The organism is Shewanella sp. SR43-8 (genome assembly GCF_014163775.1).
Taxonomy (GTDB): Bacteria; Pseudomonadota; Gammaproteobacteria; order Enterobacterales; family Shewanellaceae; genus Shewanella; species Shewanella vesiculosa.
The window spans coordinates 1-20,743 of record NZ_JACJDX010000015.1; the positions used below are offsets into that span (position 1 = coordinate 1).

At 40.7% G+C, this 20,743-nt stretch carries 17 protein-coding genes and 1 pseudogene; 13 read left to right on the forward strand and 5 right to left on the reverse strand.

Going from position 1 to position 20,743, the window contains the following annotated elements; all coding sequences use genetic code 11:
• Positions 1–835: 835 nt before the first annotated feature.
• From H5114_RS17555 to H5114_RS17570, 4 genes are all read right to left on the reverse strand, one after another.
• Complete coding sequence (locus tag H5114_RS17555) at positions 836–1,735, reverse strand: ABC transporter ATP-binding protein (RefSeq protein ID WP_182723641.1); 900 nt, start codon at positions 1,733–1,735, stop codon at positions 836–838.
• The gene (locus H5114_RS17560) at positions 1,732–2,565 is read right to left on the reverse strand and encodes an ABC transporter permease (protein WP_182723642.1); all 834 of its coding nucleotides are present in this window, start codon (positions 2,563–2,565) and stop codon (positions 1,732–1,734) included. Before H5114_RS17560 ends, H5114_RS17555 begins: the two co-directional genes overlap by 4 nt.
• Before the next feature lie 38 nt (positions 2,566–2,603).
• A complete protein-coding gene (locus H5114_RS17565) occupies positions 2,604–3,257 on the reverse strand; it encodes a YceH family protein (RefSeq protein WP_182723643.1) in 654 nt (217 codons plus the stop codon).
• Between the two features lie 105 nt (positions 3,258–3,362).
• A complete protein-coding gene (locus tag H5114_RS17570; RefSeq protein WP_182698523.1) occupies positions 3,363–4,196 on the reverse strand; it encodes a S1 RNA-binding domain-containing protein in 834 nt (277 codons plus the stop codon).
• A gap of 587 nt (positions 4,197–4,783) precedes the next feature.
• Here H5114_RS17570 and speA point away from each other — a divergent pair.
• The 13 genes and pseudogenes from speA (at position 4,784) to lpxM (ending at position 19,946) form a co-directional block, all read left to right on the forward strand.
• The gene (gene speA / locus H5114_RS17575; RefSeq protein WP_124018118.1) at positions 4,784–6,694 is read left to right on the forward strand and encodes a biosynthetic arginine decarboxylase; all 1,911 of its coding nucleotides are present in this window, start codon (positions 4,784–4,786) and stop codon (positions 6,692–6,694) included.
• Between the two features lie 73 nt (positions 6,695–6,767).
• Entirely contained in the window at positions 6,768–7,697 is a 930-nt protein-coding gene (locus H5114_RS17580; protein WP_182698524.1) for an adenosylmethionine decarboxylase, read from the forward strand.
• A 198-nt stretch (positions 7,698–7,895) separates the two neighbouring features.
• Positions 7,896–7,979 (forward strand): annotated as a pseudogene (locus H5114_RS20655) (hypothetical protein); the annotation flags it as partial.
• Between the two features lie 194 nt (positions 7,980–8,173).
• The gene (gene pdxH, locus H5114_RS17590; protein ID WP_124018120.1) at positions 8,174–8,812 is read left to right on the forward strand and encodes a pyridoxamine 5'-phosphate oxidase; all 639 of its coding nucleotides are present in this window, start codon (positions 8,174–8,176) and stop codon (positions 8,810–8,812) included.
• Positions 8,812–9,309, forward strand: a complete 498-nt coding sequence (locus H5114_RS17595; protein ID WP_220492609.1) for a YaiI/YqxD family protein — start codon at positions 8,812–8,814, stop codon at positions 9,307–9,309. The genes pdxH and H5114_RS17595 overlap by 1 nt, the downstream gene beginning before the upstream one ends.
• A 50-nt stretch (positions 9,310–9,359) precedes the next feature.
• Positions 9,360–9,935 (forward strand): YceI family protein, encoded by a 576-nt coding sequence (locus H5114_RS17600; RefSeq protein ID WP_165870182.1) that lies wholly within the window; start codon positions 9,360–9,362, stop codon positions 9,933–9,935.
• Between the two features lie 82 nt (positions 9,936–10,017).
• Positions 10,018–10,368: a DUF3802 family protein gene (locus tag H5114_RS17605; protein WP_124018123.1), complete on the forward strand. Its 351-nt coding sequence runs from the start codon at positions 10,018–10,020 to the stop codon at positions 10,366–10,368.
• Between the two features lie 52 nt (positions 10,369–10,420).
• Positions 10,421–11,305 (forward strand): RimK/LysX family protein, encoded by an 885-nt coding sequence (locus H5114_RS17610; RefSeq protein WP_124018124.1) that lies wholly within the window; start codon positions 10,421–10,423, stop codon positions 11,303–11,305.
• Between the two features lie 206 nt (positions 11,306–11,511).
• Positions 11,512–14,355 carry an ExeM/NucH family extracellular endonuclease gene (locus H5114_RS17615; protein ID WP_182723645.1) on the forward strand — a complete coding sequence of 948 codons (2,844 nt, stop codon included), beginning with the start codon at positions 11,512–11,514 and terminating at the stop codon, positions 14,353–14,355.
• A 394-nt stretch (positions 14,356–14,749) separates the two neighbouring features.
• Entirely contained in the window at positions 14,750–15,733 is a 984-nt protein-coding gene (gene pheS, locus H5114_RS17620) for a phenylalanine--tRNA ligase subunit alpha (RefSeq protein WP_182698526.1), read from the forward strand.
• A 15-nt stretch (positions 15,734–15,748) separates the two neighbouring features.
• Positions 15,749–18,136 carry a phenylalanine--tRNA ligase subunit beta gene (gene pheT / locus H5114_RS17625; protein ID WP_182723646.1) on the forward strand — a complete coding sequence of 796 codons (2,388 nt, stop codon included), beginning with the start codon at positions 15,749–15,751 and terminating at the stop codon, positions 18,134–18,136.
• Between the two features lie 3 nt (positions 18,137–18,139).
• Positions 18,140–18,439, forward strand: a complete 300-nt coding sequence (ihfA, locus tag H5114_RS17630; protein ID WP_011637176.1) for an integration host factor subunit alpha — start codon at positions 18,140–18,142, stop codon at positions 18,437–18,439.
• A gap of 571 nt (positions 18,440–19,010) precedes the next feature.
• Positions 19,011–19,946, forward strand: coding sequence for a lauroyl-Kdo(2)-lipid IV(A) myristoyltransferase (lpxM, locus tag H5114_RS17635; protein ID WP_124018128.1), 936 nt, complete (start codon positions 19,011–19,013; stop codon positions 19,944–19,946).
• A gap of 150 nt (positions 19,947–20,096) precedes the next feature.
• On the opposite strand, the gene hisIE is transcribed toward lpxM, so the two are convergent.
• Positions 20,097–20,735 carry a bifunctional phosphoribosyl-AMP cyclohydrolase/phosphoribosyl-ATP diphosphatase HisIE gene (gene hisIE, locus H5114_RS17640; protein ID WP_182723647.1) on the reverse strand — a complete coding sequence of 213 codons (639 nt, stop codon included), beginning with the start codon at positions 20,733–20,735 and terminating at the stop codon, positions 20,097–20,099.
• Between the last annotated feature and the right edge of the window lie 8 nt (positions 20,736–20,743).

A 20,743-nucleotide genomic window follows, 5' to 3' on the forward strand; every position in this document is an offset into this window, starting at 1 on the left:
CATACCCATACCCATACCCATATCAATCATCATCATCCTGCTCTTGCTATCGATTGTTATCATCAAAAACTATCTGTTTTTATCAAGTCATGATCAATTGCTGTCCATCATCCATCTTCTACCATCCATCATCATAAATCTCAGTTTTACTTAGGTTTATTATATTAATTCCTGATGCTTAGACCTGGTATCGCGTTAATCATTTTTCATTAGGGTTTGTTTAATCATCGATTACTCGCCGCTATGGGCTTGAGGCTTGTCATTTAATAGAGAATAAGCTCGACTCGGGATAATAAACGATTATCAAACAGTAGTTTGTATCGCGGATTGGATTTCATTATTTTGCCATGGGCTGGTTATTAAGGTGTTGATCGGTGTTGCTAACAAAACAAATGCGAGGTTAATGAAATAGGCCGAATGGGATGGATTTTGCTTACTTACTTCCCATAGCTTAACCTGAGTAATTAAAAATTTGTTCAAACTGATCTGCTAGATGTAATGACAATAACTGGCTGATGTAAGTTGTGCGCTGTGTGATTAATTTACTCTTGGTTAATACAGTCTATGCCTGCTAGTTCAAGCGAGTGGCTAAGGAGTGCGAGTTTAAGAGTATTTTTGGGAATGGATAGTGTTTGAGCACTGTTAATATCAAGAGATGATCACTGAATTGAGAGGTGATGATGAAGTGACATTTTTGGATCCCCTCGTTTATGAACAGTGCTAGTTAATCATAAATAAGGGGACTACATACTATTGTAATAACGCGCAGTGAGTCGCTTTCTCATCACTAGCGAAGCTGATGAGCATAAGTCATATTCTGAATAATCTTTAAATATTAAGAGAATAAGGTTTCTTCTAAGGTTCGGCCTTTCAGCAAGGCTTTATATTGCCATTGATTCACCGTAAACAGTTCAAATAATTGTATTTCAATGGCGAAGCCAGATTGTTTTTGGTACTCAATAACATATTGATCATCACCGATACGTCTAACTTGAATAACATCGTTTAGCCCCAATAGTTTTTGGTGGAGGCTATCCATGTCACACTGTTTCATTGTCAGGGTAATAAAGTCAGTCGCTTGACTGGCTTTTATCGATACAGATTGTTGTAGTTTGCCATGCTCAAGATAGACAACTTGGTCGCACAATTTCTCCAATTCATCTAGGTTATGTGAACTGATCACAAATGTCGTATTATCTGATAAATCTTTAACAATCTGGCGGATTTTTTTCGCATTGGCAGGATCAAGTCCAGCTGTTGGTTCATCAAGTAAGACAATTTTAGGTGAACCCATTAACGCTTGTGCTATTGAGACTCGTTTGCTCATCCCGTGACTTAAGCTTTTGGGCTTAGCTTCAGCTGAATCGGTTAAATCAACAAGCGCAAGTACTCGTAATGCTTCTAGCTTGGCGGCTTTTGTTGTCATGCCTTGTAATTGGGCAAAGAATTGCAGTTGTGACACGATACTAAAATTAGGATCTAATGCTGCATCTTGTGGTAATGCCGATAATAGTCCTTGCAGCGCTTTGCTACCTGGCTTGTGGCCTAAAATGCTAATACTGCCATTGGTAGGTTGAATATACCCACATAATAAACTGAATAAGGTCGTTTTACCGGCCCCATTAGGACCAACTAATGCAATGGGTGCGCCCTGTGTCAACGTTAACGATACTGTGTCGAGCGCCAGTTTATTACCATATTGTTTAGAAAGGTTGTCACATTGAATGATACTCATAGTGCGCTCCGACTCATTAAGTGTTTACCGACAAATAAAATAACCGCAGTTTGCAGTAATGGAATGGGAGCTAGTGCGAAAGAGCTTAACCCTTGAGTATTAATTAAATTAGAAATTTGCGAACCTGGCAATATCCAATTTAACCAGCTCAGTTGGGGGAAGTTCATATTGATCAAGGCAATAAAAATCGATACCACAGCCCACAAGATAACCGCAAAGATACTCGCTTGTCTGGCCGAGTTGGCATGTAATGACAGCACCGCCATGGCGGCGGTGTAGGGTAATAATACAATGACTAAGTTCACCATCACTAATAGGCTGGTGGTGATTGATGGCAGTAATAATGACATCTCACGCGAAAGAGCCAATGCGATGGTGGCCAATAGTGTTAACACAATAAGCATTAATTGGATCAGCATTTGACCTAGGAAACGTCCAAAAAACAAACTGCTACGACTAACTCTTAAGGTTAAAAATCGCAAGCTACCACGTTGCTTATCTGAGCTAAATTGATCTGCGGCGATAAAAATACTGAACATAGGAAACAGATATAGTGCGGCTAGCCAGAACACTGCAAATTCTTCAACTGGCCATTCGAATAGATGGCGTAAACTCCCAGGTCCAAAGAGTGCTTCGGTAAAGTCTCTGAAGTTTGGCTGCATAATAAATTCAGATGCACTCTTAATTGGATACAGTAATAAAATTGCCCAAATTAACATAAAGGCAATTAATGAAATCATGCCGCTTTTATTGGTAAAGCGTTTGCTTAACTCATATTTGGCTAATAACCAAATATGAGTCAATGTTGATGGGGAGGCAGTACTTTCCATAATGTTGTCCTTGCTTACCGTTTAACGAAAAGCATAAGTTAGTCTAATAGGGGTTCTAATTGTGCGAGCTTTTGTTCCAGCAATTCAACTCTGCGCTCTAATTCTGCAATCCGAGTATCTTGCTGTAATGTTTGCTGCGTGTGGCCTGAAACCACAATGGCATCACTACTGTTAACATCATAGTCGTCAACATTACCACTGAAGCACTCAAGAAAGCGGCAATCACGTTTATTCGGCTCTCGAGCAAGTTGTACTACTAAGGGTTTTTCACCTTGGCTTAATGCCAGTAATACTGCTTCAACTTGGGATACATCAGTGAACTCGTGCAGTCTATTTGAGCGAGTTTTGAGTTCCCCTGGTGTTTGAGGACCACGTAATAACAACACACAAATTAATCCAACTTCAGCACTGGTTAACTGTAATTCGCTGAACTCGGTATTACAAAAGCGATGTTTATATTTTACGACGCGACTACCAAAACCGGATTGCTCACTGATTAAGCGTTTTTTAGTGAGGTCTTCGAGTATCGTTTGTACTTGAGATTCACTGAGTGACATAACCGGTTCACGGCTACTTTTTTGGTTACATGCTAAGGTAAGTGAGTTTAATGACAGGGGATATTGATCAGGAGTTGTAAGTTCTTTTTCGAGCAAGCACCCGATAACTCGAGCTTCTAGCGGGGTTAATTCCATAAACAGTATCCTTTTAATAAAAAGCATGATTCTATTACTTTTATAACAGAGCCATGCTTTTTCTCAAAGGATTGCACTAGTTTAGGGAGGTTAATCGATTATTGTTCACACAGTTAAGCGAATACCGTCACTTTCGATAGTGATTTCACCTGCTTTAAATAAACCACCAATAGATTTTTTAAAGGCTTTCTTACTCATAGCGAGTTTGTCATAAATAACATCGGCATCAGTTTTGTCATGTAAAGGTAAAAAGCCGTTTGCGCTGCGCAGTTTATTGATGATCAAGCGAGCATTTTTATCGAGCTCATCTTTGTCACCTTTTTGCAGCACAAGATCAATTTTGCCATCACTGCGCATCGTTTTAATAAAACCGGTGACTTTTTGGCCAAAGCGAAGTTTTTGAAACACTTCATTTTGGTATATCACTCCCCAGTGCTGGTGATTGATAATAGCTTTGTAGCCTAAATCTGTTGTGCCGCCAATAATCAAGTTAACTTGTTCGCCTTCGGTGTAATGAGCTTCTGTTTTATCAACAAACTTATCCAGTTTAGAGGAGGCCATGATGCGTTCATCGGCATGGTTAGCATGAACATACACTAAATATGAGTGGCCTTCTTCGGCAGGTTTGTGTTGCTCGCCAAAAGGCAGCAATAAATCTTTATCTAATCCCCAATCTAAAAAGGCACCATATGGGCCTGTTGCAACCACTTTTAAGTAAGCATATTCACCTACTTGAGCAAGTGCTTTTTGGGTGGTAGCTATCACAATGTCTTCTGAGTCTAAGTAAAGAAATACATCGACCATATCACCGACATTACAACCGGTAGGGACAAATTTATTAGGAAGCAAAACTTGCCCAAGCTCTTGAGCATTTAGATAAACCCCAAAATTAACTTGTTTAACGACTTCTAATGAATAACGTTTACCGATTTGTATCATGAATGACTCTGCTCTACTTTAATGAAAGATAAAAATGAAAAGACGATCTTTGGAAATCCGTTTAATTATACACGTAAATTTAGCTGACGTTGTGCCAATTAAGCACGATTAAAAATCATTTATGGTTGAGGTACTGTTTATTGATGTTTAACTCATCGATTATAGACGTTTTTTTCTGGTAATTATTCGGTAATTAACTTGCATTACTCGCCATTGCAGGTTTTAATTGCGCCGTTTTTATAAAGGCTGAAAATGTTACTGGTTTTGGGATTAAAAAGTGATCTAACCGTGCGCGAAATCAGTAAAAAACCTGTTACAGCAACTAGTCGATACTCTGTTAGTAAAATTTGCATGATTTGTGAATATCTGCGTAAGATGATTAGCATTAGATGTTGTGCAATAGATAAATAAAGATGAGATGACATTAGGGCACTTGGCAGTGCCTTTTTAGTCAAGAGTTTTGTAGCTTCAATCGTGCTGCACACTCTTTTACTGTTGAGATAACCTTGTTGTGTTATCTGGATTTTTAACAAGTAGATGCCCCTATTGCGGCACTGCTAACTTTGATACAAATACGGAAAATAATTATGTCTGATTGGTCTATCGAAGATGCTCGCTCGGGTTATAACGTGACTCACTGGAGCCAAGGTTTTTATGGTATTCGTGAAGATGGCGAAGTGACAGTGTCACCTAACCCACAAAATCCTGATCATAAAGTTGGCTTAAATGAATTAGCTAAAAGTATGGTTGAAGCAGGCGTTTCGTTACCGGTTTTAGTCCGTTTCCCGCAGATTTTGCACCACAGAGTGGAAAGTTTATGCGAAGCATTTAATGATGCAATTAAGAAGTACGATTATCAAAATGATTACTTGTTAGTTTACCCAATTAAAGTAAACCAACAGAAAACGGTAGTTGAAGAAATTTTAGCTAGCCAAAAATCGAAAGAAGTCCCTCAATTAGGGCTTGAAGCTGGTAGTAAGCCTGAATTAATGGCTGTATTGGCCATGGCACAAAAAGCCAGTTCAGTGATTGTATGTAATGGTTATAAAGATAAAGAATATATTCGTTTAGCGCTTATCGGCGAAAAGCTAGGCCATAAGGTGTATATCGTTCTGGAAAAAATGTCAGAACTTAAAATGGTATTAATTGAAGCAGAAAAGCTCGGTATTACACCTCGTTTAGGTTTACGTGTACGTTTGGCTTTCCAAGGTAAAGGCAAATGGCAAGCCAGCGGTGGCGAAAAGTCCAAGTTTGGTTTATCTGCAGCGCAGGTGTTGAAAGTTATAGCTGAATTGAAAAGTGCTAACATGCTTAATTCTCTACAGTTATTACATTTCCATTTAGGGTCGCAAATTGCCAACATCCGTGACATTCGCCAAGGCGTAAGTGAAGCTGGCCGTTTTTATTGTGAATTACGCCAACTGGGTGCCAGTATTGATTGTTTCGATGTCGGCGGCGGGTTAGCGGTTGACTACGATGGTACTCGTAGCCAAAGCAACAACTCAATGAATTATGGTTTAAATGAGTATGCAAACAATATCGTCAATGTATTAACCGATTTATGTAATGAATACGAGCAACCAATGCCGCGTATTATTTCTGAATCAGGTCGCCATTTAACGGCGCATCATGCAGTGTTGATTACGGATGTTATAGGTACTGAAGCCTATCTTCCTGAAAATATTCAGGAACCAAGTGAAGATGCACCGCAATTGCTCCACAATATGTGGCAATCTTGGTTAGAAATCAGCGGTCGTTATGATCAACGTGCGATTATTGAAATTTATCATGATAGCCAAAGTGATATTTCTGAAGCACACTCATTGTTTGCTGTGGGTCAATTAAGTTTGGCTGACCGAGCTTGGGCAGAACAAGCTAATTTACGTGTTTGCCATGAAGTGAAGGGATTATTAAGTAACAATAACCGTTATCATCGTCCAGTGATTGATGAATTAAATGAAAAATTAGCCGATAAGTTTTTCGTTAACTTCTCATTATTCCAGTCATTACCTGATGCATGGGGTATTGATCAAGTGTTCCCTGTGTTGCCTTTATCGGGATTAGATAAAGCGCCAGAGCGCCGTGCGGTTATGTTAGATATTACCTGTGACTCAGACGGTATTGTGGATCAATATGTTGATGGTCAAGGTATTGAAACTACCTTACCTGTACCTGCGTGGAGTGCTGACAGCCCGTATTTGATTGGTTTCTTCATGGTGGGTGCGTACCAAGAAATCTTGGGCGATATGCATAACTTATTTGGTGATACTAACTCAGCAGTAGTGCGTATCGATGAGCGTGGATTAAGCCAGATTGAGTCTGTCTTACAAGGCGACACGGTAGCAGATGTATTGCGCTACGTTAATCTAGATGCTGTTGACTTTATGCGCACCTATGAAGAGCTTGTGAATCAGCATATTGTTGAAGATGAGCGAGCTAGTATTCTAGAAGAATTGCAGTTAGGTCTTAAAGGCTACACTTACTTAGAAGATTTTTAATCTCTTCTATTAGGTTAACTTGTTATCCAAAAAGCCTAGCACCCTCAGGTGGCTAGGCTTTTAAGTTGCTAAGATGTTTTTTGAAGGTTCAGAGAAAAAGTTAGAGATTATTGTTGATGCAGCCGCGCCTAAATTACGGTCTTTAGATCGAACGTTTTGGCAGGGGCTTGTTGCTGCCTCAAATGCAGACATTTTATCTAGCATAAGCAATGATTTTTGTGATGCTTATTTATTGAGTGAATCAAGCTTATTTGTTTGGGATGATCGTATCGTTGTGCTCACATGCGGGGCTAGTACGTTAGTCGAATCAGCCTGTTACTTCATTGAGCATATAGGTGAACAAGCGATTTCCTATGTGTGTTATCAGCGTAAAAATGAATATTATGCTCATTTACAAGCCAGCTCTTTTGGCGATGATGTGCTTAGGTTAAGAGATTTTATTGGTGGGCAGGCCTATAGAATGGGTCATTTAGATAGCCATCACCATTATATTTTTACCACAGATAAGCATTATCAAGCCAGTCCACTTGATACCACCAATGAATTACTGATGTATCATATTTCTGGTACCGTAGCAGACTATTTACGTGGCGAGCATCAATCAACAGAACAAATTAGTCAGCTGTTACAATTGGAACAATTATTCAGCGGTTTTAGTGTTGATCAATATTTATTCAGTCCTTTAGGGTATTCCATTAATGGTATTCGAGGTGCTGAATATTTTACTATACACATTACGCCGCAGGAAAATAGCTCTTATGTGAGTGTTGAAACCAACATCGATATTAGCTCAAATCAGGTCGATATTTTTGCTGAGCTTATCGTATTATTACAGCCTAACAGCTGCGATATTATTGGCTTTAATAGTCATATGGCCAATAAGCCAATGTTAAATTATGTGTGTTTAAGCCATTGTTCGATGACTCTTGAGCAAGGTTACAACATACATTTTAGCCACTATCAGCAAGATTGCTTAGAAGTGCTGAAGCCTATTTTATTATAATTATCGGTGCTAGCTATCTTTTGCATAGCCTATGACTCCTTTCACCGACAAAGCTAATTATTGGCTTTATTCAAATGTATTTAGCTATTTACGCCAAGCGCTTAATTTTAAACCCATTGACTCTAACACTGTCATCGTGATTACTTAGATGGTGCTTTTTCATCCGCTACGGGTACCTCAGAGTGTTGTGGCTTAACCTGTGATAAGTCAATGGCAATTATGCGCGGTTTACGTGGTATGAGTCTTGTTGCGATAGATGTTGTTGCAGTCGCAGCATCATAAATTCTGCTGAAATTACCGTGCTTGCAGGTGCAACATTGGACCTTGAAATACTGTATGTTTGCACCCAAGGTAAAGGCTTAATTAAAAAGTAATTTTAACTTTACTATTAAACACCTAAGCCAACGTGTTGACGTTGGCTTTTTTGTGTTAGCTCAGCGTAGAATACAACTTGCAAGCTTTAATGAGGAGCCAGTATGAGTGATTTAAGTGATATTCGCCGTGAATATACCCAAGGTGGATTAAGAAGGGCTAATTTACCTGCTAACCCAATGGATCTGTTTGAACAATGGATGCAGCAAGCTAAAGATGCTCAGCTTTCCGATCCAACGGCTATGTGCGTTGCTACGGTTGATGAAGATGGTCAGCCATTTCAACGTATTGTGTTACTGAAGAAATTTGATGACAACGGTTTTGTTTTTTTTACTAATTTAGAAAGCCGCAAAGCTAAACAAATAGCCGTTAATAGCAAAATCAGTTTATTGTTTCCATGGCATCCACTTGATCGCCAAGTCGCGGTATTAGGTCAAGCGGAGCCATTATCGATGTTAGATGTGGCAAAATACTTTATGTCTAGACCCAAAGACAGCCAAATTGCTGCTTGGGTATCTAAGCAATCAAGCAAAATTAGTGCGCGACAGGCCCTTGAAGGAAAATTTGCAGAAATGAAAGCAAAGTTTGCCCAAGGTGAAGTCCCTCTGCCGAAGTTTTGGGGCGGATATTTAGTTCGTCCTGCCAGCGTTGAGTTTTGGCAAGGTGGTGAACACAGATTACACGACCGATTTATTTACACCAAAACCGATGCTGATTGGAATATTGATCGTTTGGCACCTTAATGAGTGTTAATGAACAGGAGCTTTTAGCTGTGATAACGAATAAAATCTGGGTTGATGCTGATGCTTGCCCTAATCCGGTTAAAGAGATGTTATTTCGGGCATCTGAGCGGAAATCGATTCAACTTGTGCTGGTTGCTAATCAGATGATTAAAGTACCAATATCACCTTTAATTAGCATGATCCGAGTGAGCTCAGGTTTTGATGAGGCCGACAACTACATTGTCGAACAAGTGGCAAAAGGGGATTTGGTGGTTACTGCTGATATTCCCCTTGCATCGGATGCGGTTGATAAAGGTGCGCTTGTATTAAATCCCAGAGGAACGGTTTATACCGTGGAAAATATCAAACAGATCCTGACTATGCGTGACTTTATGGAAGAAATGCGCAGCAGTGGTATTCATACTGGTGGCCCGAATAGTTTTTCACAAACGGATAAGCATGCGTTTGCACAAGCATTAGACAAATGGCTGGCTAAATTGATCCCCAGCAAAATATAAGCAAATATTACTCTATACTTAATCTGACTTTCTATACTAAGGACTTTATGATGAAAAAATGGTTACCATTATTAGCCGCTAGCTTGCTCAGCACATCTGTGATGGCAAGCGACTGGCAAGTCAATCAAGATCATTCTCGAGTAAGCTTTATTTCGATTAAGAAAACTGATATTGCTGAAGTGAATCATTTTAAACACGTTGCTGGTTCATTAACGGATGCGGGTGCATTTTCTTTATCGATTGATTTAACCAGTGTTGATACTGGAGTTGAAATTCGTGATCAGCGTTTGCAGTCAGTGTTATTTGAAGTCGCGCAGTTTCCAACATTAACGATAGATGCGGTGGTCAATCCTAAATTGCTTGCCGGATTAAAAGTCGGTGACACATTAACGACCCAAGTTGAAGCGACCATTATGTTACATGGTCAGAAACAACAGAAGAGCTTTGATGTGTTAGTGGCAAAATTATCTGATAAGAAAATGGTGGTTTCAAGTTTAGCGCCTGTGATTGTACAAGCAAATGAATTCGGTCTTGTGGCAGGTGTCGAAAAACTCAAAGAATTGGCCGGTTTACCGAGCATCAGCTTAGCAGTGCCTGTGTCATTTGTGCTAACCTTAGCGCAGTAGTTATCGGTGATTGAAAATGGCATTCGATCATCACGATTGAAAGCCATTTTCGGTTAAGTCGTTTCAAGAAAGGTAGGATAAAATGGTTACTGACAAAGAAGGGTACATACATTTAATTCAGTATTTAACTGAACATTTAGGGCTGTTTGAGTCATCTGAGAATAATGTAGCGGCAACTGAAACTGTCATGGAATTGTTTGAAGAGCAGTTATCTGCTCAGATTATTATGGTTTGCGGCCAGAACCCACAGTTATCGTTTGCTGAGCGCAATATGGTGATCCGTGAAATTGACGCAATTGTATACGATTTAGAAGAGATTTTAGCCTCTGTCGCTAATCATTTAGCCACCCCTGAACAGAGTATTTTTATTACTGAGTTTTCTGGTTTAATTAAAAATTTATTTGATCAAGAAGTTGATCATTTGTTGCGTTAAACGCAGCTAAACGCCCGCTATTAAAGCGATTTGTGGATTTTTGGAATTGATCATGTTTAAAAGAATTGTGATTGCCGCTGTATTGTGTTTCCTTTCTATATCCGTATTTGCAAGTGATAAAACCGTTTTAAGACAAGTTGAAACCATGACTGTTGCTAAGTCTGGACTTCATTATCGTGCCCGAATTGATACCGGTGCAGCCAATACCTCATTACACGCAGTCGATATAGATATTATTGGCGGTGCATCTAAGAAAATGAAAAACGATGTCGGTAAAATTGTTGAATTTACTACACAAAATGAGCGTGGTGAGAAAAAACGTATTCAAGCTGAAATAGTCAGTACATCTAGAGTCAAAAATTCTCAAGGGATTGAAACACGTTATATGGTGAAACTCGACGTCGGTTTTGCCAATGAGTTTCATAATATTCATGTTAATTTACGTGATCGTAGCCATATGAATCACAAATTACTCATAGGGCGTAACTTTTTAAAGCATGATTATATCGTGGATGTTTCAGATAAAAAAATGATTGGGCCTCTAGCTGAGTTGAGTATTAAGCAAACTGGCTTGTTGTATAATACCCGCATTGATACGGGGGCTGTTGAAAACTCATTACACGCGGTGAATATTCGCGTCGATAAAGAAGACACAGTTAATATCGAAAATAACATAGGTAAAATGATCACATTCACCACAGCTAACGAAAAAGGTCAGCAAGCTGAGGTTCGCACCAAAATTCGTGGTACCTCATTAATTCGTAATGCACAAGGTACAGAAAGACGATACATGGTGAGGTTAAATGTTGGTGAACCTCGTCATGAATATGTTGTTGACGTTAACCTTAAAGACCGCAGCAAAATGGGTTACAAATTATTAATTGGCCGCAATTGGCTGCAAGGTCATTATATGGTCGATGTGTCCAAAAAACATTAATCACAGTTAAACCAATTCATCTCATTAATACCGCTCATTATGAGCGGTATTTTTTTATTACTTTTATCAGATCCTGCAACATACCTGCAACCTAACTGTCATCGGTTACCGATATAGTAACAGCCGATTTACGCTATAAATCGATAAAAATATGTTTACGATATAAATCAGTTAACTAAAATTATGGATAATAATAAGGGTCTATTATGTTAAGCAATAAAACCTTGCTTGCTGCATCAATATCAACATTAATGGCTTTTCAAGTCAGCGCACAAGATTTACTTATTTCAGAATACGTGGAAGGTAGTAGTAATAATAAAGCTATCGAATTATATAACCCAACAGGCACCAATATTGATTTAAGTGATTATGTATTATCATTTTATTTTAATGGTAATACTTCTGCGTCAACCAAGATTAATCTTTCAGGCAACATTGCGGCTAACTCTACTTTTGTGATTGCTGATAATGATGCTTCAGCAGATATTTTAGCATTGGCCCAGTTGACTTCTAATGGTAGTTTTTTTAATGGTGATGATGCCATTGTGCTGACTCATAGCGACAATGTTATCGATTCTTTAGGCCAAGTAGGCGTCGATCCCGGTGCTGAATGGGGCAGTGGCGATACCTCTACCCAAAATAATACGTTGCGCCGTGATACAAATAATTTAACTGCAGATCAAGTGATTGACGATGCCGTAACATTTGTGGGCTGGCAAGGTTTTGCGCAAGATGACATTAGTGACTTAGGTCGATTTTCAGCCAATGGTTCAACGGATCCTGTTGATCCTGTTGATCCTGTCGACCCTGTTGAGTTTGTCTGTGGTCAATCAGCTGTCGCTATTCATGAAATACAAGGTAATGCACAAGCCAGCGCATTGATAGGGAATACAGTGGTTGTTGAAGCCATTGTCACCAGCGATCAGCAAGCGGGTTTAAAAGGCGTGTTCTTGCAAATGGCTGACCTTGAAGCTGATGCTGATATAGACACTTCGGAAGGTATATTTGTCTATACCGGCACTCAGGCGTTACAAGTTAATGCGGGCGATAGGATTCGATTAGCCGCAAATGTAGCAGAATATAACGGTGTGACCCAGTTATCGGGCGTTAGCCAATTTGCGCTTTGTGCTACTCAGCAAATGTTGCCAAGTGTCTCATCGGTTACCTTGCCAATAAATGACAATCAGCAGCTTGAGCGTGTTGAAGGTATGCGTGTGTATTTTGACCAGGATTTAGTGGTCAATGAGGTATACAGCTTAGGCCGCTATGGGGAAGTGTTATTAGGTAGTAGCCGCCACTTTATTGGAACTCAGGTCGCGACTCCAGGTGCTGATGCTGTTGCCGTTACAGCCGCGAATTCCCGTGACAGCATTATTTTAGATGATGGTTCAACTCGCCAAAATCCTGAAGTGATCCCGTATCCTGCGCCCGGGCTATCGGCTAATAATACCTTACGAGTGGGTGATAGTGTGACTAGGCTTGAAGGGGTAATGCATTATGGCTTTAATCAATTCCGCATTATGCCGACCAGTTTAGTAAATGTTATCCAAAGTAATCCACGTCAAATGGCACCAGAAGTGGTTGCCGATGCCGATTTAAGAGTCGCCAGTTTTAACGTGCTCAATTACTTCAATGGCGATGGTAACGGTAACGGTTTTCCAACTGATCGCGGTGCTGATTCAGCCGTTGAATTTGAGCGTCAACGCGCAAAAATTATCAATGCCATGCAAACGATCAATGCCGATGTATTTGGTTTAATGGAGATTGAGAATGATGGTTATGACACTAGCTCGGCCATCAGTGATCTTGTTCGCGGTTTAAATGCGGCACTAGGCACAACAACTTATGCGTATGTAGTGCCTAGCGTGGCAAAAATCGGCACCGATGCGATTACTGTGGGAATGATTTATCGCACTGATAAACTGACGCTATCTGGTGAGGCTGGGATTTTATCATCAGCAAATTCACCCGCTGATGATAATGGCGTGCAATTGTTTGATGACAGTAAAAATCGTCCAATGCTCACCCAGCAATTTACGGTCAATGGCACAGACGAGAATCTTGTGGTTGCCGTGAATCATCTAAAATCTAAAGGCAGCAGCTGTGATAGTCTTGGTGATCCTGACTTACAAGATGGTCAAGGTAATTGTAATCAAACCCGAACTCGAGCAAGTGATGCTATTGGCCAATGGTTAGCGGCGCAATACCCTGATAGCAAAGTACTGGTAATAGGCGATTTAAATGCCTACGCAAAAGAAGATCCGTTAACCATGCTAGCAAGTCATGGTTATAATGAATTAACCAGCTATGTCGGTGCCCAAAAGCCTTACTCTTATGTGTTTTCTGGCGAGTCAGGTCAGCTAGATCATGCTTTAGCCAATGATGAATTAGTCAGCAACTTAGTCGGCATTACTCAATGGCACATTAACGCCGATGAGCCTATCGTGCTGGATTATAACGAAGAGTATAAATCGGCAACACAACTGCAAGAATTGTATCAAGCGGATGCATTTCGTTCATCCGATCATGATCCTGTGATTATCTCGTTTAAATTTGCTCCAGCAAATGCGTTACCTGTGGCCAGCTTTGAGCAACAATTAAATGGCAGTGTATTGCACGTTCAGTCAACTTCAACTGATAGTGACGGCCAAATTGTTCAGCATCAATGGGACTTTGGTGATGGCACTGTGGTATCTGGCGTGACGGCTTCGCATCAGTATTTGCAACCAGGCGATTACCAAGTGCAATTAACCGTTACCGATGACAAAGGTGATGTTGCGACGAGTGTTAGCAGCATAAGTATTGTGGAGCCTGTCAACATGGCCCCCATTGCGCAAATTCAGCGAGTAAATTTATGGTTTATGCAGTTATTTATTTCAACTAGCTATGACCAAGACGGTGTCATTAAGCGCCAGCAATGGGTCTTTAATAATGGCCGCAAAGCGCGCGGACCTGTGGCCTTTAGTTTCAGCCGTCGTGAACATACCGTTGAGTTAACTGTGGTTGATAATGACGGTGAAACAGGCTCAGCAACGATGCGCTTTAGATAATAAGATTTGACTGATTATCGATGAGTATCTATTTGAGTTAGTCTCAGTAAAAAGGCGCATAACGCGCCTTTTTTATTACGTAATTATGCCAAATGATTTGTGGCTGGCATGTAAAAATTCCCCTGCAGTTAATAAGAATGATAGGCAATAGGCAATCACTAGCAACATAGACGTCGAAATTGTAGTTAAATACAACTATTTGGCATTAAAAAGTCCAATAATGACTAGTAAAATGGTAGTCGCTAACGTAAAATTTCAGTCTTTATTTTTAACCTTAGTTTTAGCTCTTTGTGGCTTTTGACAAGAGTTAAACTACCGCGTCGTCACTATTGATTGTTAATAGTCGACCAGACGCCCAATCGCATTGATATGCACAAATGCAGTGGATGATAACATGCAGCAGTTAACCGAGATCGTAGAACAAGCCTTAGAGGTCATTGATAAGGCCAGTGATCTAAAGACATTGGATGATATCCGTGTCGATTACCTTGGTAAAAAAGGTAAAATCACTGACATGATGAAAATGATGGGGTCATTAAGCGCAGAAGAAAAACCTGCCTTTGGTGCCGCAGTCAATCAAGCAAAGCAAGCCGTTCAACAACAGTTGACTGAGCGTATCGACGGATTGAAAGCATCAGAATTAGAAGCTAAATTAATTGCTGAAAATATCGATGTCACTTTACCTGGTCGTACGTTAGATATTGGTGGCTTACATCCGGTTACGCGTACAATCGAACGTATCGAAACATTCTTTGGTGAACTTGGGTTTGTTGTCAAGCAAGGTCCTGAAATCGAAGATGATTTCCATAATTTCGATGCGTTAAATATTTCTGAGCATCATCCTGCTCGTGCCGATCATGACACGTTTTACTTTAATCCAAAAGTGATGTTGCGCACCCAAACTTCTGGCGTGCAAATTCGCACGATGGAACATGAAAAGCCACCTCTACGGATCATCTCTCCAGGCCGGGTTTATCGTAACGATTACGACCAAACACACACGCCAATGTTCCACCAAGTTGAAGGCTTAATGGTTGCAGAAAATGTTAACTTTGCTGAGCTTAAAGGTATCTTGCATGACTTTTTGCGTAACTTCTTTGAGCAAGATTTAGAAGTGCGTTTCCGCCCATCTTATTTCCCTTTCACAGAACCTTCTGCCGAAGTGGATGTGATGGGTAAAAACGGTAAGTGGTTAGAAGTATTAGGCTGTGGCATGGTACATCCAAACGTACTGCGCAGTGTGGGTATTGACCCTGAAAAATATTCTGGTTTTGCTTTTGGTATGGGCGTTGAGCGTTTAACCATGTTGCGCTACGGCGTAAATGATTTACGTGCCTTCTTCGAGAACGATTTACGTTTTCTTAAGCAATTCAAATAACGGAGCAAAAATTAGATGAAATTCAGTGAATCTTGGCTTCGTGAGTGGGTTAACCCATCAGTAAGTCGTGACGCATTATCACACCAAATCACCATGGCCGGCCTTGAAGTTGACGGTGTTGATCCTGTAGCTGGCGATTTTAGCGGCGTGATCATTGGTGAAGTGGTTGAATGTGGCCAGCATCCTGATGCCGATAAACTACGCGTTACCAAAATTAATGTTGGCGGCGATGAACTTATCGACATCGTTTGTGGCGCACCAAACTGCCGTTTAGGCTTAAAAGTTGCGGTAGCTATGGTCGGCGCAATATTGCCTGGCGATTTTAAAATCAAAAAAGCCAAATTACGTGGTCAACCATCAATGGGCATGTTGTGCTCGTATGGCGAGTTAGGTATGGACATCGAAAGTGATGGCATTATCGAATTACCACTAGATGCGCCTTTAGGCGTAAATGTGCGTGAATACTTGCAATTAGATGACGCCATTATTGATGTTGATTTGACAGCTAACCGTGCTGATTGTTTAGGCATGGCAGGGCTTGCGCGCGAAGTGGGCGTATTAAATCGTCAAGCAGTGACCGAGCCTTCTTGGCAAGCTGTTACAGCGACTATTGACGCACCGTTTAGCATTAATGTTGTGGCGCCAGATTTGTGCCCTCGTTACTTAGGCCGTGTGGTTAAGAACATTAATGTTAAAGCTGCTACGCCATTATGGATGCAAGAAAAGCTACGTCGCAGCGGTATTCGTTCAATTGATCCAATTGTTGATATCACCAACTATGTGTTGATCGAATTTGGTCAGCCAATGCATGCGTTTGATTTAGCTACCTTAAACGGCGGCATTACTGTGCGTTTGGCAGATGGTGTTGAAAAGTTAACTTTGCTAGATGGTAACGAAATTACTGTACCTAACGACACCTTAGTGATTGCCGACGATAAACAAGCTGTTGCATTGGCAGGCGTGTTTGGTGGTGAGAGTACCGGTGTGAGTGAACACACCCAAAACATCCTTTTGGAATGTGCTTTCTTCTCACCACTAGCCATTATGGGTAAATCACGTCGTTTAGGCTTACACACAGACGCGTCACACCGTTTCGAACGTGGTGTTGACCCTGAGCTACAACATAAGGTGATGGATCGTGCTACTCGCCTAGTATTAGATATCTGTGGTGGTGAAGCAGGGCAAGTGATTGAAGCTTTGTCTGCGGAGCATTTACCAACAGCGGCTAATATTACTTTGCGTCGTAGCAAGTTAGATAAAACCTTAGGTCACTTTATTCCTGACTCTGACGTGGTTGAAATACTAGAACGTTTAGGTTTTAGCGTGCAAACCAACGCTGATGTATGGAATGTGACCACCGCGACTTATCGTTTTGATATGGCGATTGAAGAAGATTTGATCGAAGAAGTGGCGCGTATTTACGGCTACAACAACATTCCTAACGTTGCCCCTATGGCTGCGTTAAGCATGTCTGATCACCAAGAAGCTGATATCTCGCTTAAGCGTGTGCGCAGTGTGTTTGTTGCACGTGGTTTTCAAGAAGCGGTGACCTACAGCTTTGTTGATCCCAAAATGCAGAATATTGTGCACCCAGGCGAAGAAGCCATGGTGTTGCCAAACCCGATTTCAGTTGAAATGTCAGCCATGCGTTTGTCGATGTTTACTGGATTATTGACTGCTGTAGGTTACAACCAAAGCCGTCAGCAAAATAGAGTACGTTTATTTGAGACCGGTTTACGCTTTGTTCCTGATGCACAAGCAGATTCTGGTGTTCGTCAACAAGCTATGCTGGGCGCGGTTATTTCTGGTGTTCAAAATGACGAACATTGGTCAATGGAATCGAAAACTGTCGACTTCTTTGATTTAAAAGGTGATTTAGAAGCAATAATCGGCTTGACAGTTGCCTCTACAGAATTTAGTTTTAAAGGGGCAACACATCCTGCGCTGCATCCAGGTCAATGTGCTGAAATATTGAGAAATAATCGAGTCATTGGTTACATCGGTGCTATCCATCCTAGTTTGGAAAAGCCGTTTGGCCTCAATGGTAAAACAATTGTTTTTGAGTTAGAACTGGATGCATTATTGCACGCCCGTTTGCCGCTAGCCCAAGCTGTATCTAAGTTTCCTGCCAATCGTCGCGACATCGCGGTAGTAGTAGATGAAACTGTTTCTGCAACTGATGTTATGAATTTGATAAGAAAAGTTGGCGAAAATCAGTTGGTTGGCTTAAACTTGTTCGATGTATACCAAGGTAAAGGTGTTGAGCCTGGCAAAAAGAGCCTAGCCATCGCACTTACGTTACAAGACACTACTCGCACACTTGAAGATAAAGATATTACTGAGGCTATGGAATCAGTGGTATTGGCTCTAAAGACCGAGTTCAACGCATCGTTGAGGGATTAAAGTATGGCACTTACCAAAGCCGAAATGGCAGAACATCTTTTTGAAACATTAGGCATTAACAAACGTGTGGCTAAAGAGATGGTCGAGTCTTTTTTTGAAGAAATTCGTGAAGCACTCGAAAGTGGTGAGCAGGTCAAGTTATCTGGCTTTGGCAACTTTGACCTTAGGGACAAGAATCAAAGACCGGGAAGGAACCCGAAAACTGGTGAAGATATTCCGATTTCTGCACGTCGTGTTGTTACCTTCCGTCCTGGACAGAAGCTAAAATCACGAGTTGAAGCGGCAAACTCGGGTAAAAAATAATTCACTAGTTAATACGCCAATCCGATCGGATCTGTATTACGAAGAGCCACTCTTAATTGAGTGGCTCTTTTGTTTTTGAGTTTGACGAATACCGTTTATCGTCTGTATTGATTATGGATATTATACCCATTCCAATATTTATCTGGTCATTCAGTGGGAGTGTTGTGCCTTTTAGGCAAGTAATAGGATTGTAGGCATTGTTGTTCTACCTCAAAAATCATATTAAGCAGTGTAGATGGTGCAAAAACCCGCCCTTGGGACTCACTTAAGGTTTCCATTTTTTGTGGCATTGTTTTATGAGGGACAAGCATTATTTCAACAATGCGCCTCAAACTGAAAAAATCCAGTGGCTCTGATTGAGCACGTAATTAATGGAATTGGTATTTCAAATTGTTATATCGGATAATCTTATTGACGCTGTCTTATGCGTCAGAGCGATGCTATAGGTGATACTGTCGTTTTGTTATTGTTGATTATAATGTTGGTTTGCACTCCTTAATCACGAGTATAATGACCTTGTTAGTATATTATTTTTTGCCGTGGCTCACGGTCAGTTTATTTGGAGATTCTTTTGGCACGACAAGCAAAATATTTTGACACTCGTTTTAAGCAATCATTACTGCATCCTCGTTACTGGGGAACATGGTTAGCCATCGCCGTGTTGTTTCTGTTTGGTGTTCTTCCCGCAACTGTAAGAGATCCTATTGCGAAATTATTGGCCCGCGTGGTGATGAAAGTTGCCAGCAAACCAATACGAATCGCAAAGGTTAATATTACCCATTGTTTCCCTGATAAGTCGCCTGACGAAGTCGATGAGTTAATTAAACAAAATGTTGAGACTTTTGTGATTACCTTATTGTCACAAGCTGAGTTGCTTATTCGGTCTAAAGCCTACTTAAAACGCCGTATTCAACTTAATGGCTTCGAAAATGTGCAAGCTGCTCGAGATGCTAAGCAACCGATCATTTTTATTATGCCGCATGTCTGGCCGATGGAATACGCGGGCCTGAGAATCAACTTAGAAATTCCGTTAGTGACTATGGTTAAAGCACATCGAAATGGATTATTTAATTGGTTTAGTAACCGAATGCGTAGCAGTCAAGGTGGACGTGTGTATATGCGTGAAGCAGGGATCAGAGCCTTGTTAGCCGAATTAAAAAACGATAATAGTTTTTTCTATTTGCCTGATGAAGATCTCGGACCTGATAAAAGTATATTTGCGCCTTTTATGGGCACAGTGAAAGCCACATTACCGGTCGTAGGGCGCTTAGCTCAAGCAGGTAATGCCCAAGTCATGCCAGTTAAGATTGGTTACGATCAACAAGCTAAGCAATTTATCATGACTGTGATGCCAGCGATAAATCCCCAAGAGATGGTTGGTAAAGAGAACGAAGCTATTGCATTAAATAAAGTGGTTGAGCAAGTGATTAATGCCTATCCAGAACAATACATGTGGTTTTTAAAACTACTGAAAACTCGCCCTCCGGGTGAAAAAGAGTTTTATTAATCATATACGATTTGAATGCATTATTATCGGTTATGATATTCTACTCATTCGTTGTAGTGTGTATCAGTTGTTTAACGACAACCATGACTTTGATAATATTAGTAAAAAGACGCCTCGGCGTCTTTTTTACTAATAAAATGGGCTAAAACGTTACTGACCGGTGGCAGACTTGCTGGCTTTGGTATGGCGCTCTAGTAAGTTTTGATTAATATCGGCCATCGACAAACCTTGATCTTCAAGCAACACGATTAAGTGATACATCAAATCCGATGCTTCATTAACAAGCTCTTCTTTGTCATGAGTGGCTGCGGCAAGGGCTGTTTCAAGGCCTTCTTCACCGACTTTTTGGGCAATGCGTTTAGTACCACGTTCAAATAGTGAGGCAGTATAGCTTGAATCAGCACTTTGGCCTTTACGGGAAATAATCAGTTTAGTCAGATTATCGATAAAAGGATGTGCGTTGCCATCTTTCCAGCAGCTTTCTGTCCCTGTGTGGCACGTAGGCCCATTAGGAATAACTTGCACTAGAAAGCTGTCGTTGTCGCAGTCTTTGTCGATAGCGATGAGGTCAAGCGTGTTGCCAGAGGTTTCGCCTTTGGTCCATAAACGTTGTTTAGAGCGACTAAAAAAGGTCACTTGTTTAGTGGCTAAGGTTTTCTCTAATGCCGCTTGATCCATATAACCTAGCATAAGCACTTTGCCCGTTAGGTGGTGCTGCACCACTGCTGGTATCAAGCCTTGTTGCTTGTCCCAATCTACGCCTGTGCTATCAAATTTGATGTCTGTCATTTGTAATC